At 60.4% G+C, this 25386-nt stretch carries 18 protein-coding genes; 4 read left to right on the forward strand and 14 right to left on the reverse strand.

All coding sequences use genetic code 11. The features are described 5' to 3' along the window. The first annotated feature begins 128 nt into the window (after positions 1–128). Positions 129–1157: a UDP-glucose 4-epimerase GalE gene (gene galE / locus ACYQ54_RS06900; RefSeq protein ID WP_460080562.1), complete on the forward strand. Its 1029-nt coding sequence runs from the start codon at positions 129–131 to the stop codon at positions 1155–1157. Positions 1158–1233: 76 nt separating this feature from the next. Here the strand turns inward: galE and ACYQ54_RS06905 are convergent, their stop codons facing one another. From ACYQ54_RS06905 to ACYQ54_RS06970, 14 genes are all read right to left on the reverse strand, one after another. Next, positions 1234–2043 (reverse strand): glycoside hydrolase family 16 protein, encoded by an 810-nt coding sequence (locus tag ACYQ54_RS06905; RefSeq protein WP_460080565.1) that lies wholly within the window; start codon positions 2041–2043, stop codon positions 1234–1236. Between the two features lie 16 nt (positions 2044–2059). Further along, entirely contained in the window at positions 2060–3403 is a 1344-nt protein-coding gene (locus tag ACYQ54_RS06910) for a polysaccharide pyruvyl transferase family protein (RefSeq protein ID WP_460080567.1), read from the reverse strand. Positions 3404–3443: 40 nt separating this feature from the next. Beyond that, complete coding sequence (locus tag ACYQ54_RS06915; RefSeq protein WP_460080569.1) at positions 3444–6245, reverse strand: glycosyltransferase; 2802 nt, start codon at positions 6243–6245, stop codon at positions 3444–3446. Positions 6246–6251: 6 nt separating this feature from the next. Continuing rightward, positions 6252–7781, reverse strand: coding sequence for a DUF6212 domain-containing protein (locus tag ACYQ54_RS06920; protein WP_460080570.1), 1530 nt, complete (start codon positions 7779–7781; stop codon positions 6252–6254). A gap of 233 nt (positions 7782–8014) precedes the next feature. Beyond that, positions 8015–9202: a polysaccharide pyruvyl transferase family protein gene (locus ACYQ54_RS06925; protein ID WP_460080571.1), complete on the reverse strand. Its 1188-nt coding sequence runs from the start codon at positions 9200–9202 to the stop codon at positions 8015–8017. Positions 9203–9221: 19 nt separating this feature from the next. Beyond that, complete coding sequence (locus ACYQ54_RS06930) at positions 9222–10559, reverse strand: glycosyltransferase family 4 protein (protein ID WP_460080574.1); 1338 nt, start codon at positions 10557–10559, stop codon at positions 9222–9224. Continuing rightward, a complete protein-coding gene (locus tag ACYQ54_RS06935; protein WP_460080576.1) occupies positions 10556–12817 on the reverse strand; it encodes a hypothetical protein in 2262 nt (753 codons plus the stop codon). The genes ACYQ54_RS06930 and ACYQ54_RS06935 overlap by 4 nt, the downstream gene beginning before the upstream one ends. A gap of 6 nt (positions 12818–12823) precedes the next feature. Continuing rightward, a complete protein-coding gene (locus tag ACYQ54_RS06940; RefSeq protein ID WP_460080579.1) occupies positions 12824–13618 on the reverse strand; it encodes a hypothetical protein in 795 nt (264 codons plus the stop codon). 10 nt (positions 13619–13628) lie between these two features. Next, on the reverse strand, positions 13629–14885 hold the full coding sequence (locus tag ACYQ54_RS06945; RefSeq protein ID WP_460080581.1) for a glycosyltransferase family 4 protein: 1257 nt from the start codon (positions 14883–14885) through the stop codon (positions 13629–13631). Then, positions 14885–15724, reverse strand: a complete 840-nt coding sequence (locus ACYQ54_RS06950) for a class I SAM-dependent methyltransferase (RefSeq protein WP_460080582.1) — start codon at positions 15722–15724, stop codon at positions 14885–14887. The genes ACYQ54_RS06945 and ACYQ54_RS06950 overlap by 1 nt, the downstream gene beginning before the upstream one ends. Next, the gene (locus ACYQ54_RS06955; protein WP_460080584.1) at positions 15721–17931 is read right to left on the reverse strand and encodes a glycosyltransferase family 2 protein; all 2211 of its coding nucleotides are present in this window, start codon (positions 17929–17931) and stop codon (positions 15721–15723) included. The genes ACYQ54_RS06950 and ACYQ54_RS06955 overlap by 4 nt, the downstream gene beginning before the upstream one ends. A 98-nt stretch (positions 17932–18029) precedes the next feature. Continuing rightward, a complete protein-coding gene (locus ACYQ54_RS06960) occupies positions 18030–18632 on the reverse strand; it encodes a calcium-binding protein (RefSeq protein WP_460080586.1) in 603 nt (200 codons plus the stop codon). A gap of 533 nt (positions 18633–19165) precedes the next feature. Next, entirely contained in the window at positions 19166–20557 is a 1392-nt protein-coding gene (locus tag ACYQ54_RS06965; protein WP_460080587.1) for an HlyD family type I secretion periplasmic adaptor subunit, read from the reverse strand. Next, positions 20554–22302, reverse strand: a complete 1749-nt coding sequence (locus tag ACYQ54_RS06970; protein WP_460080588.1) for a type I secretion system permease/ATPase — start codon at positions 22300–22302, stop codon at positions 20554–20556. Before ACYQ54_RS06970 ends, ACYQ54_RS06965 begins: the two co-directional genes overlap by 4 nt. Positions 22303–22574: 272 nt before the next feature. Between ACYQ54_RS06970 and ACYQ54_RS06975 the strand changes: the two genes are divergently transcribed. From ACYQ54_RS06975 to rfbA, 3 genes are read left to right on the forward strand one after another with little or no spacing between them, the layout of a single operon-like run. Then, positions 22575–23177 (forward strand): MarR family winged helix-turn-helix transcriptional regulator, encoded by a 603-nt coding sequence (locus tag ACYQ54_RS06975; protein ID WP_460080589.1) that lies wholly within the window; start codon positions 22575–22577, stop codon positions 23175–23177. A 15-nt stretch (positions 23178–23192) separates the two neighbouring features. Further along, positions 23193–24476: a glycosyltransferase gene (locus ACYQ54_RS06980; RefSeq protein ID WP_460080591.1), complete on the forward strand. Its 1284-nt coding sequence runs from the start codon at positions 23193–23195 to the stop codon at positions 24474–24476. Beyond that, positions 24473–25381: a glucose-1-phosphate thymidylyltransferase RfbA gene (gene rfbA / locus ACYQ54_RS06985; protein WP_460080592.1), complete on the forward strand. Its 909-nt coding sequence runs from the start codon at positions 24473–24475 to the stop codon at positions 25379–25381. Before ACYQ54_RS06980 ends, rfbA begins: the two co-directional genes overlap by 4 nt. Positions 25382–25386: the final 5 nt, after the last annotated feature.

Genomic DNA, 25386 nt, shown 5'->3' on the forward strand with positions numbered 1-25386 from the left:
TCGATCTTGAGGCCTTATTTCAGCCCAACAAATCCTGATGAATGAATGACGTCAAATAAGAATAATTGTTTGATATTCAGGGCTGAATTTCCTTTCCGTATTCACCGTCGAAGCCAAAAGAGGTTTGGATGACTGTACTCATCACCGGCGGTGCCGGTTATATCGGCTCGCATTGCTGCGTGGCGTTTCTTCAGGCTGGGCACGACATCGTCGTGGTGGACAATCTGTCCAACGCGAGCAAGGTCAGCCTCGAGCGGGTTGCGGCCATCACCGGCGCGACCGTGTCGCTGGAAACTGCCGATATCCGGGATCAGTCGCGGATGGAGGAGATCCTCAAGCAGTACCGCTGTTCGGCGGTCGTGCATTTTGCCGGGCTGAAAGCGGTCGGTGAATCGACCAAGATCCCCCTCGCCTATTACGACAACAACGTCGTGGGAACCCACCGCCTGTTGTCGGCCATGGCCAATTGCGGCGTGAAGCAGATGATCTTCTCGTCTTCGGCCACCGTCTATGGCGATCCGCAATTCCTGCCGCTCACGGAGGATCATCCGACCTCGGCCGTCAATCCCTACGGCCGCACCAAGCTGATGATCGAGGAAATGCTGCGCGATGTCGCTGCCAGCGATCCCTCCTGGCGCTTCGGCATCCTGCGCTATTTCAATCCGGTCGGCGCTCACGAAAGCGGATTGGTGGGCGAAGACCCGCAAGGCATCCCGAACAATCTCATGCCCTTCATCACACAGGTTGCCGACGGCCGACGGGAAGAGCTTTCCGTCTTCGGCAACGACTACGACACACCGGACGGAACCGGCATTCGCGACTATATCCACGTGATCGATCTGGTCGAAGGCCATCTGAGGGCACATGAGGTGCTGGGGGCAGGTGCCGCACCGTCGAATTGCTTCGCGGTCAACCTTGGCACCGGCAACGGCTACAGCGTGCTGGAGATGGTCAAGGCGTTCGAGCGGGCTTCCAACAGACAGATACGCTATTCCATAGCCCCCCGCCGCGAAGGCGATGTGGCACAGTGTTTCGCTAACACGGAATTTGCTGAAAAGCTGCTGAACTGGAAAGCCGAACGCGGCCTTGAGGACATGTGCCGCGACACCTGGAACTGGGTCTGCAAGAACCCGCGCGGCTACGAAACCGTCGCCTGACCCAGGCTGAAGCATTACAAGTTTGAGCCGGCAAACGCTCTTGCCGGCTCAATTCATTGGCAGACTGCATGCCGTTCTAGGCTGAAGTGTTCTGAAACACCCTCACGGTGCGGATGCTGGTTGCAGCTCCGGCAACATCGCCGTCGTTCTTGCCGGCAAAGGGCGCAACCGCATTGCTGAGCAGCAGCAGCGCCGGCGTGTGAGCAAAATCGTTTGGAGCGTCGAAGACCTCCATGTCGTCGACGTAGAACCGAAATCCCTGCTTCGTCCAGAGCATGGCGTAACGGTGGAAGGTGTCATCCAGGCGAATGTGGGCCCTGTAGCTGGCCGCAAGAACCTTCTTTTCAGGGCTCCAGCGGCGCGCCGACACCTGGACGATGTTCGGATATTTGACCTCCGCCACATCCAGTTCGAAATGCGTGTCGCCCTGCGTTGCGCGGTCGGATATCAGCCAGAAGGCATTGTTGACGCCGGCCTCGCGAGCAATGCGCATCTCGCATTCGAAATATCCATAGGTCTGGCGGAAACTCCGGGTCCGCACGTATCCGCCCGTGAAGGGCCGTTCCGGATCGGCCTGATGGCCGAGCTTGAGGTCGAGTTCGCCATCCCGCATCACGACATTTCGCGGGTAGCGCATGGTCGGATGACCGTCCCCACCGATCCGCATGCGATCCCAGGTCTGCTGGAACCGGCTGAGGTCGTCGAAGTCTTCCTGAAAGGTCAGCTGCCAGTCGCCATCCATCTGCTGCAGGGGCGCAGGCAGATCGTTCGAGGTCAGGGCCAGCAAACGGCGGGGCGACGCAAAAAGCGCAGCGCCCGCAATGCCGCCGGCTGCCGCGCCGGTCAGAAACCGGCGGCGGCTCAGCACTGGACTGGTTGGTGTCATGATGCTTGCGAACCGATCAGCTCGCCAGTTTCGCGCCGGCATCCGGTGACGTCTTCTCGCGAAGCTTCAGCTCCAGGTTCCAGGCACGGCTGCGCAAGGTCTCGATCTCGCTGGTCATGTAATCGACCTCACCCCGGAACCAGTCGGTGACTTCTTCGGTCGACTGGTCGATCTTCACCAGGTTCGGCTTCACCAGCGCTTGCTCAGGCGGAGAAGCCACCGGCTTCGCGAGCACATGGTTGAGACCGTTCTCCGTCAGGAAACGGTGATACTCGGCATAATTCAGCCGGTAGACATGCTGGACCTTGGAGAAGTCGGCGTTCTCGAAAATCTTTTCCAGATTGATCGGCATGTAGTCTTCGATCTCCACCGACGGGATCGCGAACAGCGTCGACAATTCGCGAATACGGGAATCGTAGGTGAAGAAGACCGCGGGAATGCCCTGGTGCAGGCCGATGACGTTGCCATGGAGGCGGAAGCCGACCAGAACGTCGACATTGTCCCGCGCATCCGCTGCCCATTCGTCAACGTCGAAAAACGCCTGCATCCGCTCGCTCATCAACGCCTCGACATCCTTGTCGCCCTCCAGATTGTATTTCCCGAGGATCGAACGGATGTGCTTCTGCTTGGCTTCGCCGGTCTCGAAGATCGCCAGCGTTTCCTCGCGCTCGCCCTGAGAATAGAGACGATTGGACGACCGCTTGGCGACGGCCTCGATGAGCGCCCGTTGCATGCGGTTGGTCTTGGTCGCGTTGGAGGCGTAGTCGGCGGACAGATACTTGTTCAGCGTCAGACCGACACGGGCATTGGCCGGATCGAACGGCTTGATCTCGATGGAAGGCCTCAGGTTACGGTAGAAGCTCGGGCAACCGATGATCCGGATATTCTTGATGCCGATGTCGTTGAAGACTTCGGCGCTGTAGACCCCGCGCACACCGATCGTCTCGCACTTGTCGGCGATGATCTTCCACGCCTCGATGCTGCCCTTTGGAATTTCAAGCTTCTTGTATTTGGCCGCCTGGGCACCGACGCCCACCGGTACGATCGGCCCCTTGAGCTTTTTCAGAAGCGGAATGACGTTGCCGATGTCGACTGTCTCGGTGAGATAGTTGGACCCGCGAATGACCGTGGCGTCGTAGTCGCCTGTCGGCCACAGCTTTTCGTCGGCCGCGTGGGCGAACTGGACATTGGTGATCTGGTCATAGGCCAGCGCCTTCAGCATGGCGTCATAGACGAGAACGTCGCCCGTGTTGATCCCGCCACGCGCGAAGGTCGACAGGGGATCGTCGATTTTCAGGAATGCCGACTTGTTGCCCGGCTTGACGGCAGCACCGCCGTTGAGAACGAAGAGCTTCTTCATGTGAACTGCACCTTTCAAAATGTGGGCTCGGGCCCTTCGATTACTGTGCGGACGTCTGACGCCGCCGTTGCTGCCAGAGCGATGCCCCGTCAGCACTTGCACCCCGGCCGGGCGTTTCGGATGAACTGGAAATCTGCGCGACCGGCGCCTTGGTCCGGCGGATGCTTTGCAGCCGATCCGGGAACCAGTTGTGCAACTGCCGCAGGAACGGCTGCAGGCTCTTGTCCCAACTGCGTTCCGCACTGCGCTGCGACGCATTTGCCGAAAGGCTTCGAAGCAGCCTTTCCGACTTTGCCAATGTCTCCAACGCAGTGATCAGGTCGTGGGTCACCACCCCATCGTCAGAGGAGCGCAGCAAAAGACCATCGACCTTGTTCTCGATCAGCTCGCCCACGGCCCCCACATCGGTGGCGACAGGAACGCAGCCGAGACGCTGTGCCTCGATGATCGTGAGTGGCGCGCCTTCCCAGCGGGACGGCAGCACGAAGGCATCCGCCCAGGCCAGCAGGCGGCTGAGCCGGCGGCTGTCATAGATGGGCGGATCGACCCGGATACCAAGCTCCGCGAACCGCTCCTTCCAGGAACCGCCCGCCCCGGCATCCATGACGTCCGATCCGACGATGCGCCAGTCGATATCGACGCCCTTGCGTTTCAGAGCACGTGCTGCGGCAAAGATCCGCTCGATGCCTTTCTGCCTGTCCAGGCGGCCCAGGAACACGGCCCTCAGGCGGCCGTCGCGGTCCTGCAGGCGGGTGTCCGACAGGCGTTTGACGTCTTCCGGCACCATCGGGTAGCCCGCGGCATTGGGAATGTGAAGCAACTTGGCAACCGGCACGCCCATGCCGTGCAGCCATTCCGCCATGTCGCGCGAGCAGGTCAGCACGCTGTCGTAGATGTGCTCATAGGCAAGCGTCAGGTAAGGATGGCCTGCCGGACGGCCGAGTTCCGAACTGTCCAGCACATGCACATAGTTGACGACCTTGACCCCGCGCCGGCGAAGTTCGCCGAAGATGGCATTGGCCGGTGCGAGCTGGTTGTTGATCACCACATCAAGACCGGACAGGAACCCGAGAACCTCTTCGGCCCGCGCGTTTTCGTCATGCCCCATCAGCAACTCGTGTCCGGAGAACATATTGGGACCACCCCAGAGAGGATAGTCGTCGGCCAGGAAGTTGATGGTGTCGAACACCCCGTCATTGTCGGAAATATGGTTGTAGACCGGCTTGCCGAACACATAAAGATGGACTTCACAGCCGGCCTTTTTCAGAACCCGGGCAGCCGCGTAGGCAACCTTCTCGACGCCGCCGAATGTTGCGATCGGCAACAGCAGACCAACCCTCAGTGGCGAGCCTTCCTTGCCGAGACGCGGCATGATCGGGGACGCCCCCGCACTATGGCGCAGCAGCTCGAAATACTTGCTACGGTCCGGGAAATAGGCAGAACGCCAGATCCAGCGCTTGCCGGGACCGTGCCGGTAACCGGAGTCGCGCAACGCCCCCAGCGTGGCCAGAAGGCTGTTGGTGGCAGACAGGGCCGTGCCTTGAATGTCTTCTGCTGAAAACGGTCCGCGCACGACAACTTCGGCAATCTTCGGCGCCGGATTGGCGCCCCGCAAAGTCCGGATCCAGTCGTCGGACTTGTCCTCGACGCATTGCTTCATGATGTCGAGCGAACACATCCATCCAAGCGGCTTCTTGGCAAGTTCCTTGCCTTCGCCCAGTTCGTTCACCTCGATCGCCAACCGATCCTTGTCACTCTCAAAGCGGAGCGCGACAAAGTGGTGGGACGCCGACAGGCGCTCGGTGAGCCACAATACGTTGTGCAACAGACCACAGCTTTTCAGCGCTTCCCTGTGTGCGGGCGACATCCACAGCCAGAACGGTGGCACGCCAAAGGTTTCAGGTTCCGCCTGCGCCGCCCAGAAGGTCTTCACGAACTCCTCGATGCTGCGCTTGTTGTGCGCAACCGCAGGATCGGTGAAGAGATCGACCAGATAGGTGTCCGCTCCGAAGGCAACGAACCGGGGCGCTTCCTCGTGTTCCCAGCCAAGCAGTGTTTCGGTGGAAAACAGCTTCTTGTGCTTGTCCTTGATGTAACCAAGGATGCTGTCACGGGTCCGGTTGGAATCCCGCAGCATGCTCTCGGCGCGCTGGCGGTACTCGAAACCGAAGAAGGGATAGTTCGCCCCCTTGAAGCCATGCGAGATCGCTTGCAGCCAGAAATCCCAATCCTCGAAGCCGGACTTCATGCTCTCGTCGAAACGAACCCCGGCGTCGAGGAGGGATCTGGAGACCAGGCTGCCAGCCTCGCAGATATTGTCGAAGGTAACGTGCAGAAGGCGCGAATAGTCCGCTGTATAGTTGCCGTTCCACTCGATCCCGAACTTGTCGATATTGGGATAGACCCAATCCACACCATCGCTGGACCGCATGAAATCAAGCAGTGTCCGGATCGCCGAGGGCGTAATCCGGTTGTCGGCATCCAGAAAGTAGATCGCTTCCAGATCGGCAAAGCTGCGCAGGGCGAAGTCGATGCCGTAATTGCGCGCCGAACTGAGACCTCCGTTGGCTTTCCTGAGATAATAGACATTGTCATAGGCGAGCGCATAAGCCCGACCTGTCTGACCCGTCTCGGGAAAGGGACAGCCGTCATCAACGATGACAACCGCTATGTTGAACGGTGCCTGTTGAGCCAGTGCCGCGTCTATGGCCTCGGTCAGAAGGACCGAGTGCTTGTAGACCGGAATGACGATGGCGACCGTGGCCGAGGGCGTGCCGGATCCGCCGAACTGTGCGTAGCGCACATTCGGCAGGCCCGGTCTTGAGCCAGTGTGCTGGAGCATGCCGGCCTACCCACTCACGACGGCGCGGAAGTTGGCGAATTTCGCCCAGGCAAAATCATTGCCGTCCGCTTCGCTCATCCGGGTAGCGAAATAGACATTCTGCCAGACCCCGATCCGCTCGCCGGCAAAGGCGCTCAAGTGAGCCGTCTCGCCGAAGCTGACGGTTTTCCAGCCGGAAAACGCCTCGCCAACCGTCTGTTCCCGCTCCCCTTTGAAGAGCGCCCTGGCCGCACCGAGATCCTTGGCAACCACGATGGCGAAATCGATGTCGGACGCCCGGCTGTTGTCGATGAATGCCTTGGCCGACATGCGGATCACCTGCGGTGGACAGGCCGCCGGCAGTTGCCCGATCGTCATGCCTTCTGCAGGCGGATGACAGCCGATGGCCCGCTCAGTCGGCAACGGCATGATCGCCTCGAAATCGAAGGACACCTCATCGGAATTGGCAAGGCTGGCGTGCTCCAGGATACCCGGGGCGATCGGCATGTCGCGGAAGCCTTCGTCCTGGTTTACCTGCTGCGACTGCGCCGGAATGTAGTTCGCATGCGGCGGCATGGAGACGCCCGGAATGCCGCCCCAGACCTGAAGCGCGAGGCTGTTCTTGAGAACCGGCAAGTCGTTGGCGGCATCGCGGACCTGGAACATCTCGACCGGCTGCAGGCCACCGACGGACAGAAGCGGCACCTCGTCCTCCGTCTCTTCAACCTTCAAGCGGAATTCCAGCGTTCTGCGCAGACCGGCTGTCGAACGCGACAGACCGAAGATGTTCCAGCCCGTGGAAAGATCGCCGCTGGAGAAATGCCAGGTATCAACGATCCTCTGGTCTTCCAGCGTCATCAGCTGGGCACGCAGCTTGATATCGGGACGCGCGCCGGTCTGTTCGACATGCACCGCCACACCGCTGACGCCGGAACTCGGCACGGGCAGGATCTGGCTGACGCCGTCGACGGATGCGCTGGCCAGCACATTCGCGTTGAGCGGGTTTTCAGCAGGCTCGTTGCTGAACAGAAGGTCCAGCGGCTGCAACCCATGCCGGTTGAGGAAAGCCTCGAGCGCCGCGAACCGGTTCTGCAAATCGTCGTTCAGGCTTCGAAGTGTCTTCAATTCCTTGCTGGACAGAACCAGACGCCGTGCACCGGATTTCACATGATCCGCGACCAGGCCGACCATCGAGGACACGGCCTCCACTTCACCGCCCCGGCCCCAGCCGATGACAGGCGGCAACTGCACCAAGCCCCTTTGTTGCAGCCATTTGAGAAGCTCGTCCTTGGCTTCTGTCGCAGCCGGATCCACGATCACCGCCAGCGGCAGGAGCGGTGCTTCCGACACCTGGAACCGGCCCGCGCTCTCATCGGAAAACAAGGCGGAACCGTCCTCGACACCTTCGAACCAGACCGTTTTGACCGCCTCGAGCAATGGCCCGGGAATGTCCTGCCTTGAAACGCCAACGACGATCAAGGTCAGCTCTTTCAAGAGCAGCATCTCGCGTGCGGCGTTGTGAACGGGAAACGTGTCTTGTGTGGCCACGACTGTCATGCAAGCCCCCATCTGAACTGTGAAGCGCCCCCTGCCGGAGATACGCTTGCTCAACTAATATACATGCACATCATTTATGTTTGTTTGTGACAATAATGCGGCGCAACATAGAATTATGTAAATATATTTATCTACTTATTGTGATTTATAAAATATAGATACATTTCTAGCGGAAATTCTATCAAAATATACATATAAATTACTTTGAATTTCGAAATTATTACTTTATAGAGTCACATGAGCGCCACCACCCGCCGCTGCTGTGCCGCCGCCCGCTCCCGCATCACATGCGGCACGTTGTTCTCGCTCAGGAAGTCGCTCATGGCGTAATAGGTGGCCTCGTAGGCCCGGTTGAACTGATCGAAGAGGCCTTGGTCCCAATAATCGCTCAGGCGAAACACCTTCTCGCTGAAGACGTCGAAACTCGGGATCCGGAACGTTTCCGCAAATTCGCGCGTGCGGCTGTCATAGGTGAAGTAAAGCGCCGGAACCCCGTTGGCCAAAGCCATCAGATTGCCGTGCAGGCGATAGCCGAGCACCAGGTCGCAGGCTTTGACGCAGGCGTCATAGTCCGCAACGACATCCGAGTAGAACATGCAGTTGCGATAGAGACACTCGATCTCGTCGTCCAGATACCACTCGCCAACCCAGGCGTTTTGCCGAAGCGAAGAAATTGCCCGCTCTTTCTGCTCGGGCGTCCCGAGCACCAGCTTCTTTTCCTCCAGCTCGCCCTGCGCCATCAGAACGGTGTCGAAGCGGGCCGCAACCGACTTGATCAGATCCCGGTGAAAGGTGAGATACTGCCGGATATCCCTGGCATAGGCAGGCGACACTTCACGCCGCACGGTCAGGCCGACCTTCCTGATCCGGTCGATGCCGGGCAAGGTGATCCTGAGGCCCGGATCGTTGTGGCGAAAGGCCGTCGGACAACCGATGATCCGCGTGTTGGAAATGCCGATGTCCTTCAGCACCTCGGCGGTATAGGCGCCGCGAACGCCGACCGAGGTCGTTGAGGCAGAGATGAGGCGCAGGACGTTCTTCGTGGCATCCGACAGCACCAGCTTTCCGTCCACCGGAGCCTGGGCACCGATCCCGAAAGCCAGAACCGGAAGCCCTAGCCGGTGCAGCACCTGCTCGGCCATTTCCCAGTCCATGTCGTCGTGAATGTAGTTGGACCCACGCAACACGACATAGTCGAATTCATCCCGCAGCCGGTCGACTTCCGCCGGGTCGAATTCGCGGATCGTCAGTGTCTCGAGCCGGTCGTACTTCAACAGCTTCAGCGAGGAATCGAAGACGAAGGCATCGCCGATATTGTGATAGTGGTTCAGGTTTCGCTGAATGTCCTGGTGTCTGTACCAGCGGACATTGTTGTGGTCGTAGACTTCGCCGGACGGTATCATCACCAGAACGCGTGTCATTCCATATTCCTTTGTCTTCTCAGGCGCTTTGCTTGAGGGCACCGGGACGAGACGCGAGGCCGCCATCTAGAACCTCGCGATAAAGGGTCACGTGCTCGCCGGCACTTTCGAGATGCGTTTTGGGTGGTCTGATGCCCGTCCGCAGACGCTGCCACAGACCCGGATCGCGCAAGGCCTCGGCCATGCGGTCCGCCAGGTCTTCCGGGCTTGCCGGCCGGGCATGCAGTCCATCGACCTTGTCGCGAACCTTTTCGGCCATGCCACCGATGCCGCTGCAGATAACCGGACGCCCATGGAAGAACGCTTCCTGAATGATCACAGGTGAGTTCTCCCACCACACCGACGGCATCATCACCCAGTCCGTCTGCCTGATCAGCGACGGCATGTCCTTGTTCTGATAGCTGCCGGCGAAGCGCACGCGCGATCCGGCCACTTCAAGAAGCTCTGAAATCCGGCTTCGAAACGCTTCGGGCTGGCGCTCCAGGTTGCCACCGTGGATCGTCAGCGTGGCATCGTCCCCCCAGACGCTTTCGGGAATTCGCTGGACCGCATCCAGCAACACGTCCACACCCTTGTAGGGCGTCATCTGGCCGAAGAACGCAAAACGGTTCCGCCGCCCTCCCGCCGCCATGGGGCGAGACGCCGCCTGCTCGCCCACATTCAGACCGTTTTCGATAACGGTCATCTTGTCCGCCGGCAGCCCCCAGGCGACATAGCGGTCGGCCAGAAAACGGCTGGGCGAAATATAACCATCGGCAAGGCCGAGCATGGATTTGATGAATTGCCGGCGGCGCAGGAAGCTCGCAGGCGATATCTCAGGAAAGCAGCTGTTGCAGGCGATCGGCGAGGCCGCATCACATAGCTTGTGGCCACCCGCTTTGACCATCTGTCCATGATGATGGCAGATGGACAGGAACTCGTGAAAGGTCACCAGAATGACGGCATCGGGCAAGGCGTCACGCACCGTGTAGAGCGTCTCGAGACCGAAGCCGATGAAATGATGGAAATGCACAACGTCCGGGCGCAACGTGCGCACAAACCGGCGCAGATCCCTTTGGAGGTCTCCGGTGTTGCGGTTGGAGACCAGGAACGGATCGTAATCATCGGCGTGAAACAGCAGCTCGTCGTCGGCGTCATCAACGCCCATCAGTGCTGACTGGCCGTGGCGCGGATAACCGTCTCCAACCCTTGCCAGGAAGAACGACTGCGTTCCCGGCAGGGACTTCAGCCCCTGGTGAAGATTGTAGGATGCCACTTCCGCACCGCCCAGCGACAGTGTCGGATGGCCGTGAGAAATGACGAGCACCCGCAACGTCCCGCCCGCAGCCTTTGGTCTGTCCTCGGCAGGCGCCGTCATGCGATATCCTCCGCAAGGTCTGCCAGCACCGGAGACCAGATCCGCTCGAAGCTTCGGCGATCAAGTTCGGAGACCAGCTTCTTCCATGAACGCTCTCCCGGGCCGCTGTCCTCGGCGTGGATCATCTCCACCTGAGGCACCCAGAGCGAACCGATGCCCGACAGCTTCAGCCGCAGGGCGGCATCGAGCCCCTTCTCGTCTGTGCCGAGATATTTCCTGGAAAAGCCGCCGGCTTCCGCCAGCGCCGATCTGGGCAGGACACAGCAATCGAACGGAGCCGCGGCAACCGGACTGACATCCGCGCCATGAAGGGTCCGGCGCGGATAACCTAGATAATGCTGCTTCAGCAGGTAGCGGCCGTCTTCCGGTTCGACCCAGGCACCGCCCCACCTGATGGTTTCGTCTTCGTAGAGCAGGGTGGGTGCTGCAATACAGGAAGCGTCCTGCGCCTGAAACGCCGCGAGCAGCGGCTCCAGCCAGCCCGCCTCGCGCGGCAACACACCGGAAGACAGGCAAACAACCGTCTCTGCCGGTGAGGCCTCGACGCCCGCCTGAAGCGCATCGAGCGCGTCCTCGACGTGGTCCGCCAGCACCAGGCGGACGGCGAGACCATAGAAACCGGCAAGCTGTCTGAAGTCCTCGATCTGCTCGAGCGCTTCTTCATGCGAAGCAACCAGCACCACCGGCGCCGCCCGTAGAACAGGATCGAGAGCGCACAGTGACAACAGGACACGTGATTTTTCAAAATTCCCGTCGAGCCCGATCACAAGGGCAAAAGCGGCGTGTTCGGGCACAGGCCCCAGATCGATCGTTTCCACGACAACCGGATCAGGTGCATCGTTGGCCTGCAGCACCGGCAAGAGGTGCCGTTCCAGAAAATCGGGACGGAAGGCGGTTGCCGGGTCGAGACCGGACACAAGCCGCCGGAGAGCGGAGCGCGTCGAGGCCCTGCCAAGTGTCAGCGGAGCGAAGGCGGACCGGCTGTCTTTCAGCACGATTTCAAGATAGGCGCCGTCAGAGCCGGCCATTTCCTCGGCAGGAACGTGCACCAGGAACCCGTGCCGCTGAAGAGCATCCGGCCCGTTCAGAAACGGTGACAGGGTTTCAAACGCACTTGTTACATCTGGCCGCTGCTGCGTCGTCCATCTTGTATCGAGGCGGCAGCTCCTGCACCCCGAGCGCAGGAAGACCGTTTCGACACGGTCTTCCGGATCCAGCAACCAGCCCGACAACAAAGCGCCGGCCCGATCCAGCGAAGCGCTGAAATCTATGCCGACCCTGACCGGCACATCCAGCTCGCTAACCGTTTCCCTGCCGTCGAACCGCCGGCCCGCGAGCTCCAGCCGGGCCCTGCCGTCACCCGCGGGGGAGAGCTTCGGCAACAGGGCCCGTATGTGGGAGGGAAGAGCCCGGGCCGGCGGCATGGTCCTGTGTTCATGAACCTCGACCACGCTCCAACCGGCGCGGCCACGAAAGAATACCTTGCGAAGCAACCTGGCATCGAGACCACCCTCGACTTCGAGCAAGCCTGAAAAACCATACGCCTTGCCGCCGGTATCCTGGCGCTCGAACAGACTTCCGGCCAGTTCTCCGAGCTTCAGCGCCCCGTCGAAAACAAACACCCGGTTGACGCCTGCCGGCATTCCCTTGGCCCAGCCCTGCAGATAGATATCTCCGGCATCGAAAACGCCCAGGACCTCGATGAAACCATCACGCCCTGCAACGGCATCGACAATCCTTGCGGCCGTCTGCATGGCCTGAGGCGTGACACCTGACCCCAGCAAGGCCTGGACAAGACCATCGACGATGTCGGGCACCGATTGCGGCGTCAGGTCACCGACACTCTGAAGGAAGCTCTTGAGATCCCCCGCCCGGTGCTTGAAGGCATAGGGATAGGCATGCCCCTGGCTGCGGATCGTTACCCGCTCGGGACGGCCAGGTGAATCCGGCGCCAGAGACAGGATCGCAACGAAAGGACGTTTCTTTCCCGAAATCCGGTTGCCTGCGGCCAGGACGGCTACCGTGCATGGCACGGCCATCTTCGGATCTTCATTGAGGATGGCCGGCAGTCCGCCGGCGAAGGCTTCGCCCACGCCGGCAATCAACAGCGTTTCACGGTCGAGACTGACACAAAGGACCGAACGCCCGTCGAGCGGAACCCGAGCCTCGTCGCTCCCCTGCCCCTTGAGTGCGGATGCCTGCCGCTCCGCTCTTGCGGGCAACTTCTTTGCGCCTTCAAGGGAGACGACAGGCTCCATCGATCCTTACCTCCACAGACCGCCCAGGGCGGCGAACAGCATGCCGCCGACAAACCCGAGAAGGATCGCCAGCACCAGAATATGAACCTTGAGATTGTTGCGGCTCTTCTCGCCCAGGGCCTTCAGGCGGTCATCGAACCCTTTCAGCGTCGTATCGAAGCGCAGAAGGAAGACTTCCAGCTCCTTGACCTTCTGGGACAGGTCGCCCTGGCCGCTTTTGAGAATGGACATGGCCTCGCCAAGTTCGCCCTCATTCGAGGCCAGTGCATCGATCCGCTGTACCGTCTCTCGCAGCACCGCGGTCGCATCGCGCTGGCCGACGGCACTTTGGCGCTGCGCCACGATCAGCCGGTCGACCTTCTCCATCACGACAGCCAACGGCATCGCGACGGCAGCTTCTGCTGCCCTTTCTTCGGCGCTCGGGCGCGGCAGCTTGAGCTGCGCCTCCCCCTTGGGCGTTTCCGCCACCACCGTCAGACCACCGGGTGCTGCGGCAACTGCCTGGGGCAATTCGATGTCGAACGCATAATTGCCGTCACCGATGCCGTTGCGCTTCAAGTCGATGCGCTGGGTTTCAGCTACCTTGCTGAGCACCCGCTCACCATCGTGGAAGACGTGGATGGTCATGCGGTCGCTAGGGCTCGAGGCGTCCCACGCCCAGCCAAGCAACCGGCCGTTTTCGAATGCATCGACACGTCCCTGCAACCGCGCGGAAACGACCTTTTCCCCGGCCTCCGCACCGACTTGCGGCGGCTTGGCGTCCGATCCGGGTTTTACCTGTTCAAGAGGGGTTACACTCATGCCGGTTTCCTCAGGCTGCAGGTTCACGCGCCGTGGATTGCCGGTCGGCAAAAAGGCGCAGATATTGTTCGGCAACGGCACCGACGGAAGGCGGCCTGCGAATGTTGCCCGCAAGTGTCCGGTACTGTTCGGCATCTCCCGCTGCCGTTGCCATGGCGATGGCGAGGCCAACCGGATCGTTCTTGCGCACATGCTGGCCGTCGACACCGTCCCTGACGGCTTCGGCCATGCCGCCGACACCGCTGGCGATCACCGGCCGCCCATGCTGCTGTGCCTCCGCAATGACCAGCGGCGCGTTTTCCCACCAGAGCGAGGGCACCACCACCCAGTCGACAGGTTCCATGAGATCGGCAACATCATCGGGTTTGTAAGGCCCCAGACGCTGAACCCTGGGCGCGGTTTCTTCGAACAGCGCGTCGATGCGCTTGACGAAGTCCTGGTTCTGGAAAGGAGCGCCGCCATGGACCCGCAATTCGAAATCCATGTCCTTGTCCACCAGCAGCTTAGCCGCCTGCAGCAGCACCTCAACGCCCTTCCAGGGCGTCAGATTGCCGAAGTAGCCGAAAACGGTCTTCGGCGTATCTGCAGCCGCCCGGCTCGCAGCCGGCGTCACGTCCGGCCGGCCGTTCCGGATGATCCTGATTTTTTCCGCTGGCAATCCCCAGCGCACATAAACGTCGCGCAGAAACGCACTTGGAGAAACGAACTCGTCGACGGCCTCCAGATGGGTCTTGATGAACCGCTCACGCAGACGCATGTCGTTCGGCTTCGCCTCGGGCAGGCACTTGCACAAGCCCCCCGGCCCGAGCGCCGCACAGGCTTCGTCCGGACTTTTCATCAGGACGCCGTCATTGGCGCAGATCGCGTAATAATCGTGCAGCGTCATCACGATGCGGACATCGGGCAGCACACGGCGAATAAGAACCGGCAGCTCGACGCCAAACAGCAGCAGATGGTGGATATGGACCACGTCCGGCCGGAAACTTTCCAGCAGCGTGCGCATATCCGGCACGAAGGCCTGCAGGTCGATCTGGCTCATGTTGAACCGGTCGAAATGACCGGCCCACATCAACAGCTCGTCACCACTGTCGCTGATGGCCTGGAAGCTCGTGCCCGGATGCGGGTCTCGGTGCAGGTGGTTGGTTGCACCGACAAACAGCGACTCGTGCCCGGCCTTGCGGTAGGCTCGGGCCAATTCGAGCGCGACGGTCTCCGTGCCGCCGGGATGAAGATCCGGATGATTGTGCGCAAAGACCAGGATCCGCATCACGACACTCCCCGCGAGGTTTTCACGGCAACGAAAAAGTCCTGGTAATGCGGTGCCCCGTTGCTGCCGCGCCAGTGCCCGAACCGTTTCAGGGCAATTTTGAACCCGGCAGCCTCCAGGGCCTTGTCGAGGAAACCATCGTCGAAGGCGACGGCTGCCAGCGGGGCCCGGGGGTTGGCATACCAGGCGGGCCCTTCGCCATCACGGCGGAACACGACCCGCGGTGTCAGCCCTGCCGCCCGGTCCGGCGCGACCACGAAGGCCGACAGGAACAGCCTGCTGCCCAGCTCCATGAGCCTCGAGATTTCGCGAAAATACGGCAGGATCTCCTCGGCCGGGAGATGCGTGACCACCGAGGTCATGATGGCGAAATCGAATGAGCCGTTGGCAAATGGCAGGGCGATCTCCGTGCCTCGGATGTAGCCGTCGGGATTGTAGAGATCGTTGGCGATATCGAGATGCATGAACCGGAAGTTGGGATAGACCGACCCGATGTTGCGCGTGCACCACTGAATGCCCGCAGACGCCGGGTCTATTCCCACATACCGGGCAGCTTCGGGATCCAGATATTGGGTCAGCGGCACAGCCATCCGGCCGATACCGCAGCCGACATCGAGCACCCGCTCATGTGCTTGAAGGCCGCCAAGTTCGATAAAGTGGCCCAGAAATTCCGTTCCGATGGCCAGGTAATCACCATCGCCGACAAAATTGTCCTCGCTTGGTGGGATCGGCAGGAACCGGTTGCGGCCGATATGGCCTTGAAGGTCTGCAAGCCGTTCGCTGCTGAGCGGGGACGTCACCAGTCTGGACGCATCCTTGATGAGAACCGGCGAATTCATGCAGTCAGCCCCTTGTCGCGCTGCTCCGCAGCCGTCATCAGGGCAATGATGTCGTCCTGCCAACGGGATTGGTGGAGCCAGCGATTGTATTGAGAGGCGACACCGCGCGTGTAGTCTTCGTTCTTGCGAATGGAAACACGCTCGAAGTGATAAAGCTCAACGTCGCCAAGGTAATAGATCTTGCGGTTCAGCTTGCGCAGCTTGAGGCACAGGTCACTGTCTTCGTAGTCGCCGACGATGAAGTCGGTCGTGAACCCGCCCACAGTTTCGAAATCGGTTTTCGACAGCACCAGGCATGCACCGGTTACCCCCGGCACCTCACGGGAGGTGCTGGCTTCGGGAAACTGCCGCGGGAAGCCCTTGAAGTAGTGATGGTTGAACCAGCGGCCCTTGTCGTCCTGAATGAATTTCAGACCGGCATGCTGGATGGCGTTGTCGGCATAGAGCAGCTTGCCGCCGACGGCGGCGACCTGCTCGTCCATCATCAGGCTGGCGCAAAGCTGCTCCAGCCAACCGGCTTCCACCGGCACGACATCTGAATTGATCATGGCCAGATAGCGTCCGCGCGCCGCCTCCGCGCCAGCGTTGCAGGCAAGCGCATAACCACCGTTGCGTTCCATGACCACAAGGCGCAGCGGAAGGCCATAGAGAAGATGGAAGCCTGCGAGCAGATCCTCGACATGAGTGACCTGCTCGGGAGAATCGAGCACGAAAATCACCTCTGCGTTCTCCGCCAGCCAGCTGTCGGCGGAAAAGGCGGCGAGCTGTGCCTTGATGAATTCGAACACCTTGTAGAGCGGAATCACGATGGACACCGTCGGATCGGCGAGCGGCTTCCCGAACAGGACTTCGGAGGGCGCACCGACCGACTGCCGGAACCGCGACTGGATATCGGACAGGACATGAGACAGGCATCCGGAAAGAACATCGTCGCTCGCATGGCGCGGGGTAACGACGGACAGCGCCTTTGCCCTGATGTCGGCAATGTCGCCCGGCTGTGGTGGCGGCACCAGCGCTTCACGTTCGCCCGATGCCAGCCGGGCTTCGAACCGGGGCTGCAGATTGTGCTGCAACGCCCTGCCGACCGGCGCAAAAGCGACGAAGCGCTTGATCGCATATCCACCCTGCGTTTCCGGCAGGACGCCGTCGAACGTGTGCAGCTCGAGCGGGATCGGCGCGGCGTCACCGGCGAGAATGTCCAGCCCATGATAAACCCGGCCGGGATCGCGTAACCAGCCGCCAACCAGCACACCGGGCTCACAGGCAACAGCCGTCTCCACCGCGCAGAAGGAACCGGTTTCCGACAAAGTGCCATGCCGCCGCGCCGGCAAGGGGTCGTTTACCTGCAGGTCTCGGATGGCGGCCCGCGCCTCGTCGGATTTCGTCCCGACTTCCGACACCAGATAGTCGCGCACCTCCGGCAGCTTGCGGACATTGGCAGCCCACCATGCACCGACCGTGCGTTTCACGTTGTCCGTTGCCAGTTTCCGGATCGCCAGTCCCCAGCTTCCCGACAGCACCAGAAACCCGTTTGCCGGCGGCTGCGGCATGTCGACGGTTCCCAGGAACAGCCTGCTCTTGCCGCCATTGTAGGGCGTGTTGCAGACCGCGCTGTCCAGCCGAATTACACCTGCATCGCCGATCAGAACCGCTGTCTTGATATCGGTGCTGTCGCTGTTGATGAGGGTTTCCAGCAATCGGACGGACCCGATGCTGGCAACGGCCTCCACAACAGGAGGCGCATCATTGACAGAGCGCAGCAGCTCTCTGGCGAAATTGACGAAGCTGCGGGAGCGTCCCAGCCGGAACATGCCCGACCAGGCGCTCAGAAATGTCGTGACGAACACTGCGCAGGCCGCCTGACTGAGACCGTTGGTAATGGCAAAGGCATCGGCAGCAGGGCCCGGCTGGGTGGCATCAACGGCAAGAGTTGCCTCGGAGCCAATCGCGCCCGCACTCAGCTTCAGGTTCAGCCTGGCCTTATCCTTCAGTGAAAGCGCCCACACAACACGCGAGCGGCCATCCAGCCTTGTCAGCCTGACACTCGCGATGGAGCCGAAGGACAGTCCGTTCTGTTCCACGAGCCTGGGTGCGGCATTGACCTGATGCGCTGGATCCCAGACCAGCAGGAGAACCTCCGGCGTGAGCTGAAAGAAGTGCGGCGACTCAAAGTCCGCCTCGGCGTATTTGCCCAGGGTCTCGAGCATCTTTGTCCATCACTGTTGAAGACCTGAGTTTCGGACGGCCCCAGGTCGAAGGCCGGTATCCGGGCACGCGGAAGGCCGTGTGCCCGGATGCGGGATCATCAGGAAACGACGATGTAGCCGTCGGGATTGTCCTGAAGATCGTCGGCATCGACGTTGTTGAGCGTGACGGTATCGCCGTTGCCGAGATCGATGACGGTGTTGTTGCCGACCTGGGTCGCCCGTGCGGCGACATCGGCGGCGGAGGACACACCGGTTTCGTTGATGTTCGTGGAGATCTGCACCAGGTCACCGACCTGGAAGTCCATGACGATGTCGTTGCCGCCACCGCCGGTGAACACGAAGACATCGTGGTCGCCGCCGCCAAACATCAGATCGTTGCCGGCACCGCCGTCAATGATATCGGTGCCTTCGCCGCCGAAAATGATGTCGCCGCCAGCGCCGCCTTCGATGTAGTCGGATCCTGCTCCGCCGAAGATGGTATCGCTGCCTTCACCGCCCAGAATGACGTCTTCGCCACCCTGCCCGAAAATCTTGTCGGCACCCTCTCCGCCGACGATCAGATCGCCGCCGCGGCCGCCGAAGAGGAAGTCGTCCCCTTCATTGCCGAGCAGAACATCCGATGAGCCCAGTCCGAATATAAAATCCTGGGCATTGGTACCTTGCAGGAAATCCTGGAAAGCACTGCCTTCAATCGTGGCCATGTAGCTAACTCCTGAAGTTCGCCTCGTTAAAATGACGCCCCGCGAACCGCGGCACACCGCACTGCACAAACCCCGTATTTTTGCAGCGCAAGAAGTACAATACACAATTACTAATCTCTTCAAAGGGACGAATAGTGAAAAAAATAAGGCAATATTTTGAATGACATAAACTAATTCTACTTTCTGTTGAATAGTAGTTCTAAAATGAACCTCCTTTACTTCTATTTTATTTCGAATTTCGAAACAAACTCGATGAAACCGTGCGATCCCCTATAGATTGAAATCTATTTCTCGCATCTTTTCAGACGCTTGAAACCGCCCGCACTGCGTACAGAAACAGCACTCAACCGGAATGCCCCGGGGACAAACTATATGGTAGTTTTGCAACGCATCATTCGCGTTAAAGGTGTATTTTTTGCGTCGCACCAAGAGTACAGACATGCTCGTAACAGGACCGGTTACCCACGATCCGACAGCGGGCGGTAACCGCCGCCCGCCTCAAAAAAATTTTGCCAGGTTCAAAAAATCAGGCGTCAGTCTTCCCTGAAGGCCCTGTCGAGGCTCTCGGTGATCGGCTCGAGCAGATACTCCATCGCCTTGCGGGCGCGCCTGATGATCAGGACTTCGGCCGGCATGCCCGGATAGAGGGTCAAGGCAGGCTTGCCGTCGAGCTCACCGGAGCGGACCTGCGCCCGCACGATGTAATAGGCAGCCTGCGTCTGCGGATCGACTGTCTGGTCAGCCGCGACATAGGTGACCTCCCCGTCCAGCGGACTGGTGTTCTGCCGATCGTAGGCTGTCAGCCTGATGCGCGCCTCCGAACCGACATGGACCGTATCGATGTCGTTGAGGTTCATTCGAACCTCGACAAGCATCTTTTCGTCCCGTGGCACGATATCCATGATCGCCTTGCCGGGCTCGACCACGCCACCGGGCGTGCGCATTTCGATGTTGGAGACAATACCGGCCTGGGGAGAATGAACGACCAGCCGATCGAGCACATCCTTCGACGAGATGATCTGTTCGTTGGTAACGTTCAATTCGAGCTGAGCCTCGAGGATCTTTCCGGCAATGTCGCTTTGCCATTCCTGCTCGGCCTGCAGCAGTGCCACCTCTGCTCCCTGCCGCGCCTTTTCCGCACGCGCTTTCTGGGCCGCCAGTTCACCGCCGTCCCCGATCATCTCGCTCAGCCCCAGTTGAACTTCGCTGAGCATGGCTTTCGAGGTGAACCCCTTCTTCTCCAGGCCGCTAAGCGCATCGACGCGCTCCTCAAGCAGCGTCCGCCGGTGGTTCGTGGCCTCGATCTGGGCCTGATTGGCCTCGATCTGGGCGGCATATTGCTCGATCTCCTTCTGCTGAAAGGCGATCTTGCCGCGGTAGACCTGGCGGCGCTTTTCGAAGACACCCTTTTCGGCTGCGACCACTTCGGCAATCAGGGGTGCATCGCTGTTCTTTAGCTCGTCCGGGAAAACGATCTCCTCGGCCTGGTCCCGCTCGGCCCTCAGACGGGCAAGCCGGGCCAGAAGGCTGGTGCGTTTGCCGTGGAGCTGCGCCAGTTCGGCCCGTGCCCGTGTGTCGTCCAGCTCCACCAGTGGCTGGCCGGCGTCGACAAAATCGCCCTCCTGAACAAGCAAGCGGCGCAGGATGCCGCCTTCCAGGTGGCTGATGGTCTTGCGTTTGCTGTCAACGATGACCTTTCCGGTAGCAACGGCGGCACTGTCGAGATCGGCGGTAAAGCCCCAGAGCAGGAAGCCGCCGAAGCCGATCGACACGGCCAGCACAGCCGCAAGCAGTGGTTTGCGCAAGCTTGGCGGGCTCGCATCATCCCCTTTCAGCGCAGCCATCCAATAGGCCTGCCCGGTTTCGGACGCTGCTGCGGAGGGCGAGGCTGTCGGCGGGTGTTCCCGCTGCGAATGATCCGTCATGCCACTTCTCCACTGCTGGGCAAGGCGCGACGTGCGGCCGGAGCCGGCAGGCGTCTTGAAATGCTGCTGACGACATCCGTGCGGTCGCCGAACTGGCCGATCCGGCCATCTTCCAGCACCAGGATCTTGTCGGCTGCTTCCATGATCGCTGGACGATGCGCGATGACGATGACGATGGCATCGTCCGCCTTCGCCTGCGAAATGGCCCGCAGCAAGGCAACTTCCCCTTCCGTATCCAGGTTGGCATTGGGTTCATCAAGCACCAGAAGACGCGGTCGCCCGAACAAGGCGCGCGCAAGAGCAACACGTTGTTTCTGACCGCCCGACAGGGTGTAACGGTTGTCGCCGACCGGCGTGTCGTATCCGAGCGGCATCCGGCCGACCATCTCGTGAACACCGGCGGCGCGCGCCGCGTCGATCACCATCTGCGGTTCGGCGTCATACATGCGCGAGATGTTGTCCCGGACCGTTCCATCCAGAAGCGATACCGATTGCGGCAGGTACCCGACCATGGCCCCGAAGGACGCCCGCTCCCACAGATAGACGTTATGCCCGTCCAGGAAGACACCGCCGGTGGTGGGCTGAAGAACGCCTACAAGCAGCCGGGCCAGGGTTGATTTTCCGGCCGCCGAGGGACCGACAATACCCAGAACGTCTCCGGGTTCGAGTGTAAACGAGATACCCTTGATCACCGGAACCGGCGCATTGGGCGGCGCGTAGACCAGCTTGTCGATCTTGAGCGATCCCTGGCTGGGCGGGGTCGGCACCGTCTGACGGAGCGAGGAATGGTTTTCCAGGACTTCGCGCACCCGACCCCAGGCAGTCGATGCAAACACCCACTGGCGCCAATTCTCGGTCAGATTATCGAAAGGGGTCAGCAGACGTCCCATCAGGATGCTGGCGGCAATCATCGTGCCGGCAGTCACCTCGCCCTTGATGACGAGGTCGGCACCAAGCGCCAGAACCGCAATCTGCATGCCGAACCGAAGGCTTCGCGTCATCGCGTGAATTGCCTTGCCACGCCGGCTGCCCATGGCCATCAGCTCCGTGGCGTGCAGTTGCCCCTTGCGCCAACGACGCGTCAGCGCGGGCATCAATCCCATTGCCTCGATTGTCTCCGCGTGACGAAGCGTGGAGGCAATCGTGGCGACATTCTGAAGGTTGGCGGTGCTGGCCTCTTTCAGCAAGGACCGCGTCAGCATATCGGACAGAAGGTTGAGGCCGATCAGCGTGACCGCGGAAACGACCGCCAGAAGTCCGTAAAGCGGATGCAGGGCAAACAGGACAATCAGGAACAGCGGCACCCACATGGCCTCAAGCGGAGCGCTGATGGCGTTGCTGGTGATGAAGGTGCGCAGATCGTTCAGGTCCCGCAGCACTTCAGAGGCCATGCCACCTCCCTTTTCCAGCGAAGATTTCACGCCGGCCTCGATCGCAGTCAGATTGAGACGCCGAACCAGTTCGCTGCCCATGACCTGAAAGATCTGGCTGCGGATGAATTCCAGAATCGCAAAAAGCATCAGTCCGCCACAGGCGATGATCAGCAGCATCGTCAGGGTATCGAGGCTCTGGCTGTTCAGAACCCTGTCATGAACCTGCAGCATGAACAGCGGCACGATCATCTGCAGCAGGGTGATAAACCCGCTCAGAAGCGCAGCTGCGGCGAGACCGGTTGCAAAGGTGACACGAGCCTCTCTGATGAGACGGAACGGATCGATTGCGTCCGGCTTTGTCTTTTCAACCATTCAAGATTCTCCGAATCCTCAACCGATAGGTGTGTTCGCAAGTGCGAAAAAAAGAGCGTTTGCCCAGAAAACGACACATCTTTTCCATAGGAATGACGAAAGCATATAGACTAAGTTGGGGTATCTAGTGCCTTTAATTGTGGCAATCGATTGGCATAGAGAAGAAATGAAAAAACAAAACTAATAAACTCATCAGAGTGCATAGACAGGGAGCAGAATAGCGATGAAATTATTTCGAATTTAGTTCGAATATAGGTGGGAGTTTGGGGCAAATGCACAAAGTCTTAGAAGACGCAACGAGGGACATGAATGGGCACGTTACGCAAACTAAACCTCTGGTTGAGGACACCATCAGTCATTCGGGATACGGGGAAAGAGACCGAACCTCGCCCCAGGCCACGCAGGCGAACCATTTCGAACTCGTGAGAGTTATCGAACGGATGTATCGGCGCTATCTGGACCGCCTGCGAGTCGATCTGATTCGCATTGGCGCGGACGACATTTCCCCCGCCCATGCCATGCTGCTCTTCACCATCGGCGACGACGACCTCTCCGTGCGGGACCTGATGGATCGCGGGCATTACCTTGGCTCGAATGCGTCTTACAGCCTCAAACAACTGGTTCAGTCCGGCTATGTCGACCGGACAGCTTCTGCACGAGACCGGCGTTCTGCACGCATCCGCCTGACGGAAAAGGGGAAAATGCTGTGCAGGGCCATCAAGGCTGCCGATGAGGTTAACCATGACCAGATCGTGCGTTCCGAGAAGGACCTGAAGGCTCTCGAGGACACATTCGCACTGTTGCGCAAGCTGGAGGTTCTGTGGGCAACGGACCTTCAACAATCCCCCTTGCGTCTGGACGGCACCCGTTTCTGATCAAAGGTTTGGCTCATGCATATCGTGTTCGTGCACCGGCATGGTCCCGGGCAGTTCGTTCATCTTGCGCGGCGTCTGATCGCCGACGGCTGGACCGCAACGCTGATCTGCGAAACCATGGACCGGCCGGTGCCGGGCCTGCGTGTGCTTCGCTATGCCGGTCACACCCGGCAGGCTGGCAGCGCAGGCAACTCAGCCGGTCGTTCCTCGGTGCCTTACATCGAGGCTGGCCGCAAGGTTGCCGACATCCTGCACAAGCTGAATCTGAACGGGCGCAAGCCCGACATCGTTATGGGTCATATCGGTTGGGGCGGCATGATGTTCGTCAAGGACGCCCTGCCGGATGTTCCGGCGGTCGGATTTTGCGAATATTACTTCCAGCCCCAGGGGGGTGACGCCGGCTTTGCACCCTCCGAAACGGTAACGCTGCAGCAGCGCCAGACGATGAGGCTGCGCAACGCCATTCAGCTCTCCACTCTGGACCAGCTCGACGCCGGCATCAGCCCGACCACCTGGCAGAAAAGCCGCTACCCTGCCGAATACCGGTCGAAGATCCTCGTTCAGCACGAAGGCATCGACACCACCCGCGCCCGTCCCGATGCAATGGCGGGTTTTCGCCTGCCGGACGGCAGGCACCTGAGCGCGGGCGATCCGGTGGTCACCTTTGCCGCGCGGGATCTGGAACCCTACCGCGGGTTTCCGCAGTTCATGCGCGCCGCCGTCCTCGTTGCCCGCGAAAATCCGGACGCCAGGTTCGTCGTGGCCGGCGGCGACGGTGTCAGCTACGGACAGGCACCGTCTCAGGGAGACAACTGGCGCAGCCGGCTTCTTCAGGAAACCGGCTTGCCGCCGGACAGGATCCATTTTCTGGGTCAGATTCCGCACAAGGACCTCCTGCACCTGTTTCAGGTGTCGGCGGCCCATGTCTATCTGACCTACCCGTTTGTCCTGTCCTGGTCGTTTCTGGAAGCCATGGCATGCGAGGCACCGATCATCGCCTCGAAAACCGCTCCGGTTCAGGAAGTGGTCCGGGACGGGGTCAACGGCAGGCTTGTCGATTTCTGGGATACGGAGACAATCGCCTCCGAAGTTTGCTCGGCGTTGCACACTCCTTCGGACCGGCAGGCCATGCGCCGGGCGGCCCGCCAGACTGTCGTTTCAAGGTACGAATTGTCGAGCTGCATCCTGCGCCTGCAGGCACTGCTCACAAGGTTGGCGCGCCATCCGATGCAGCCTCAATCCGGTCTTGGGCCGGTCGCTGGAAAACACACTCCATTTAGCGAATGGAACCGGGCATGAAGGGCATTGTTCTTGCCGGCGGCGCCGGGTCCCGCCTGTTTCCCATGACCCTGGCAAGCTCGAAGCAGCTTCTGCCCGTTTACGACAAACCGATGATCTATTACCCTTTGACCACGCTGATGCTAGCGGGCATTCGGGAAATCCTGATCATCTGTACGCCGCGCGATCTGGCCGCTTTCCAGCGTGTGCTCGGCAACGGTCGCCGTTGGGGCCTCGAGCTGACCTTCGCGGTTCAGAAACACCCGGCAGGTATCGCCCAGGCGTTCCTGATCGCGGAAGAGTTCCTGGGTGGGCAGCCGTCGGCGCTCATCCTGGGAGACAACATCTTTCACGGCACCGGCCTGTCGGAAAAGATGCTGGCAGCGCGGCGGATCGAAACCGGTGCAACCATCTTCGCCTATCAGGTTCATGATCCCGAGCGCTACGGCGTTGTCGGGTTCGACACCATGGGCAAGGCGAGCTCCATCGTCGAAAAACCGGCGATGCCGCAGTCTGACTGGGCGGTGACCGGTCTCTATTTCTACGACGCCAGGGTTGTCGACATCGCAAGGTCTCTCACCCCGTCCGCGCGCGGTGAACTCGAGATCACGGACGTCAACAGGGCCTATCTGGAAAGCGGCGATCTGAACGTCCAGATGCTGGGCAGAGGCTATGCCTGGCTGGACGCGGGAACGCCTGAATCGCTGCTGGAAGCAGCCTGCTTCATCCAGACACTCGAATCGCGCCAGCGTCTCAAGATTGCCTGTCCTGAAGAAGTCGCCTTTTACCAGGGCTGGATAACGCGAGACGATCTCGAAGCGCTGGCAAGCGAGATTTCAGCCACGACCTACGGCCGTTACCTGAAATGGATCGCCGGGGAAGCTGCCAAAGCGCAATTCGAACCGGCAAGCACCCTGGCCTCATGAGGGCA

This window comes from Roseibium sp. LAB1, assembly GCF_054658235.1.

What these genes read in the sequence shown, in the direction of transcription:
- ACYQ54_RS06935 (WP_460080576.1), bottom strand. Translation starts at nt 12,817, where the DNA reads ATGGAGCCTGTCGTCTCCCTTGAAGGCGCAAAGAAGTTGCCCGCAAGA.
- ACYQ54_RS06960 (WP_460080586.1), bottom strand. Translation starts at nt 18,632, where the DNA reads ATGGCCACGATTGAAGGCAGTGCTTTCCAGGATTTCCTGCAAGGTACC.
- ACYQ54_RS06950 (WP_460080582.1), bottom strand. Translation starts at nt 15,724, where the DNA reads ATGAATTCGCCGGTTCTCATCAAGGATGCGTCCAGACTGGTGACGTCC.
- ACYQ54_RS06970 (WP_460080588.1), bottom strand. Translation starts at nt 22,302, where the DNA reads ATGGTTGAAAAGACAAAGCCGGACGCAATCGATCCGTTCCGTCTCATC.
- ACYQ54_RS06915 (WP_460080569.1), bottom strand. Translation starts at nt 6,245, where the DNA reads ATGCTCCAGCACACTGGCTCAAGACCGGGCCTGCCGAATGTGCGCTAC.
- ACYQ54_RS06910 (WP_460080567.1), bottom strand. Translation starts at nt 3,403, where the DNA reads ATGAAGAAGCTCTTCGTTCTCAACGGCGGTGCTGCCGTCAAGCCGGGC.
- rfbA (WP_460080592.1), top strand. Translation starts at nt 24,473, where the DNA reads ATGAAGGGCATTGTTCTTGCCGGCGGCGCCGGGTCCCGCCTGTTTCCC.
- ACYQ54_RS06965 (WP_460080587.1), bottom strand. Translation starts at nt 20,557, where the DNA reads ATGACGGATCATTCGCAGCGGGAACACCCGCCGACAGCCTCGCCCTCC.
- ACYQ54_RS06945 (WP_460080581.1), bottom strand. Translation starts at nt 14,885, where the DNA reads ATGCGGATCCTGGTCTTTGCGCACAATCATCCGGATCTTCATCCCGGC.
- ACYQ54_RS06930 (WP_460080574.1), bottom strand. Translation starts at nt 10,559, where the DNA reads ATGACGGCGCCTGCCGAGGACAGACCAAAGGCTGCGGGCGGGACGTTG.
- ACYQ54_RS06940 (WP_460080579.1), bottom strand. Translation starts at nt 13,618, where the DNA reads ATGAGTGTAACCCCTCTTGAACAGGTAAAACCCGGATCGGACGCCAAG.
- ACYQ54_RS06955 (WP_460080584.1), bottom strand. Translation starts at nt 17,931, where the DNA reads ATGCTCGAGACCCTGGGCAAATACGCCGAGGCGGACTTTGAGTCGCCG.
- ACYQ54_RS06980 (WP_460080591.1), top strand. Translation starts at nt 23,193, where the DNA reads ATGCATATCGTGTTCGTGCACCGGCATGGTCCCGGGCAGTTCGTTCAT.
- ACYQ54_RS06975 (WP_460080589.1), top strand. Translation starts at nt 22,575, where the DNA reads ATGCACAAAGTCTTAGAAGACGCAACGAGGGACATGAATGGGCACGTT.
- ACYQ54_RS06905 (WP_460080565.1), bottom strand. Translation starts at nt 2,043, where the DNA reads ATGACACCAACCAGTCCAGTGCTGAGCCGCCGCCGGTTTCTGACCGGC.
- ACYQ54_RS06920 (WP_460080570.1), bottom strand. Translation starts at nt 7,781, where the DNA reads ATGACAGTCGTGGCCACACAAGACACGTTTCCCGTTCACAACGCCGCA.
- ACYQ54_RS06925 (WP_460080571.1), bottom strand. Translation starts at nt 9,202, where the DNA reads ATGACACGCGTTCTGGTGATGATACCGTCCGGCGAAGTCTACGACCAC.
- galE (WP_460080562.1), top strand. Translation starts at nt 129, where the DNA reads ATGACTGTACTCATCACCGGCGGTGCCGGTTATATCGGCTCGCATTGC.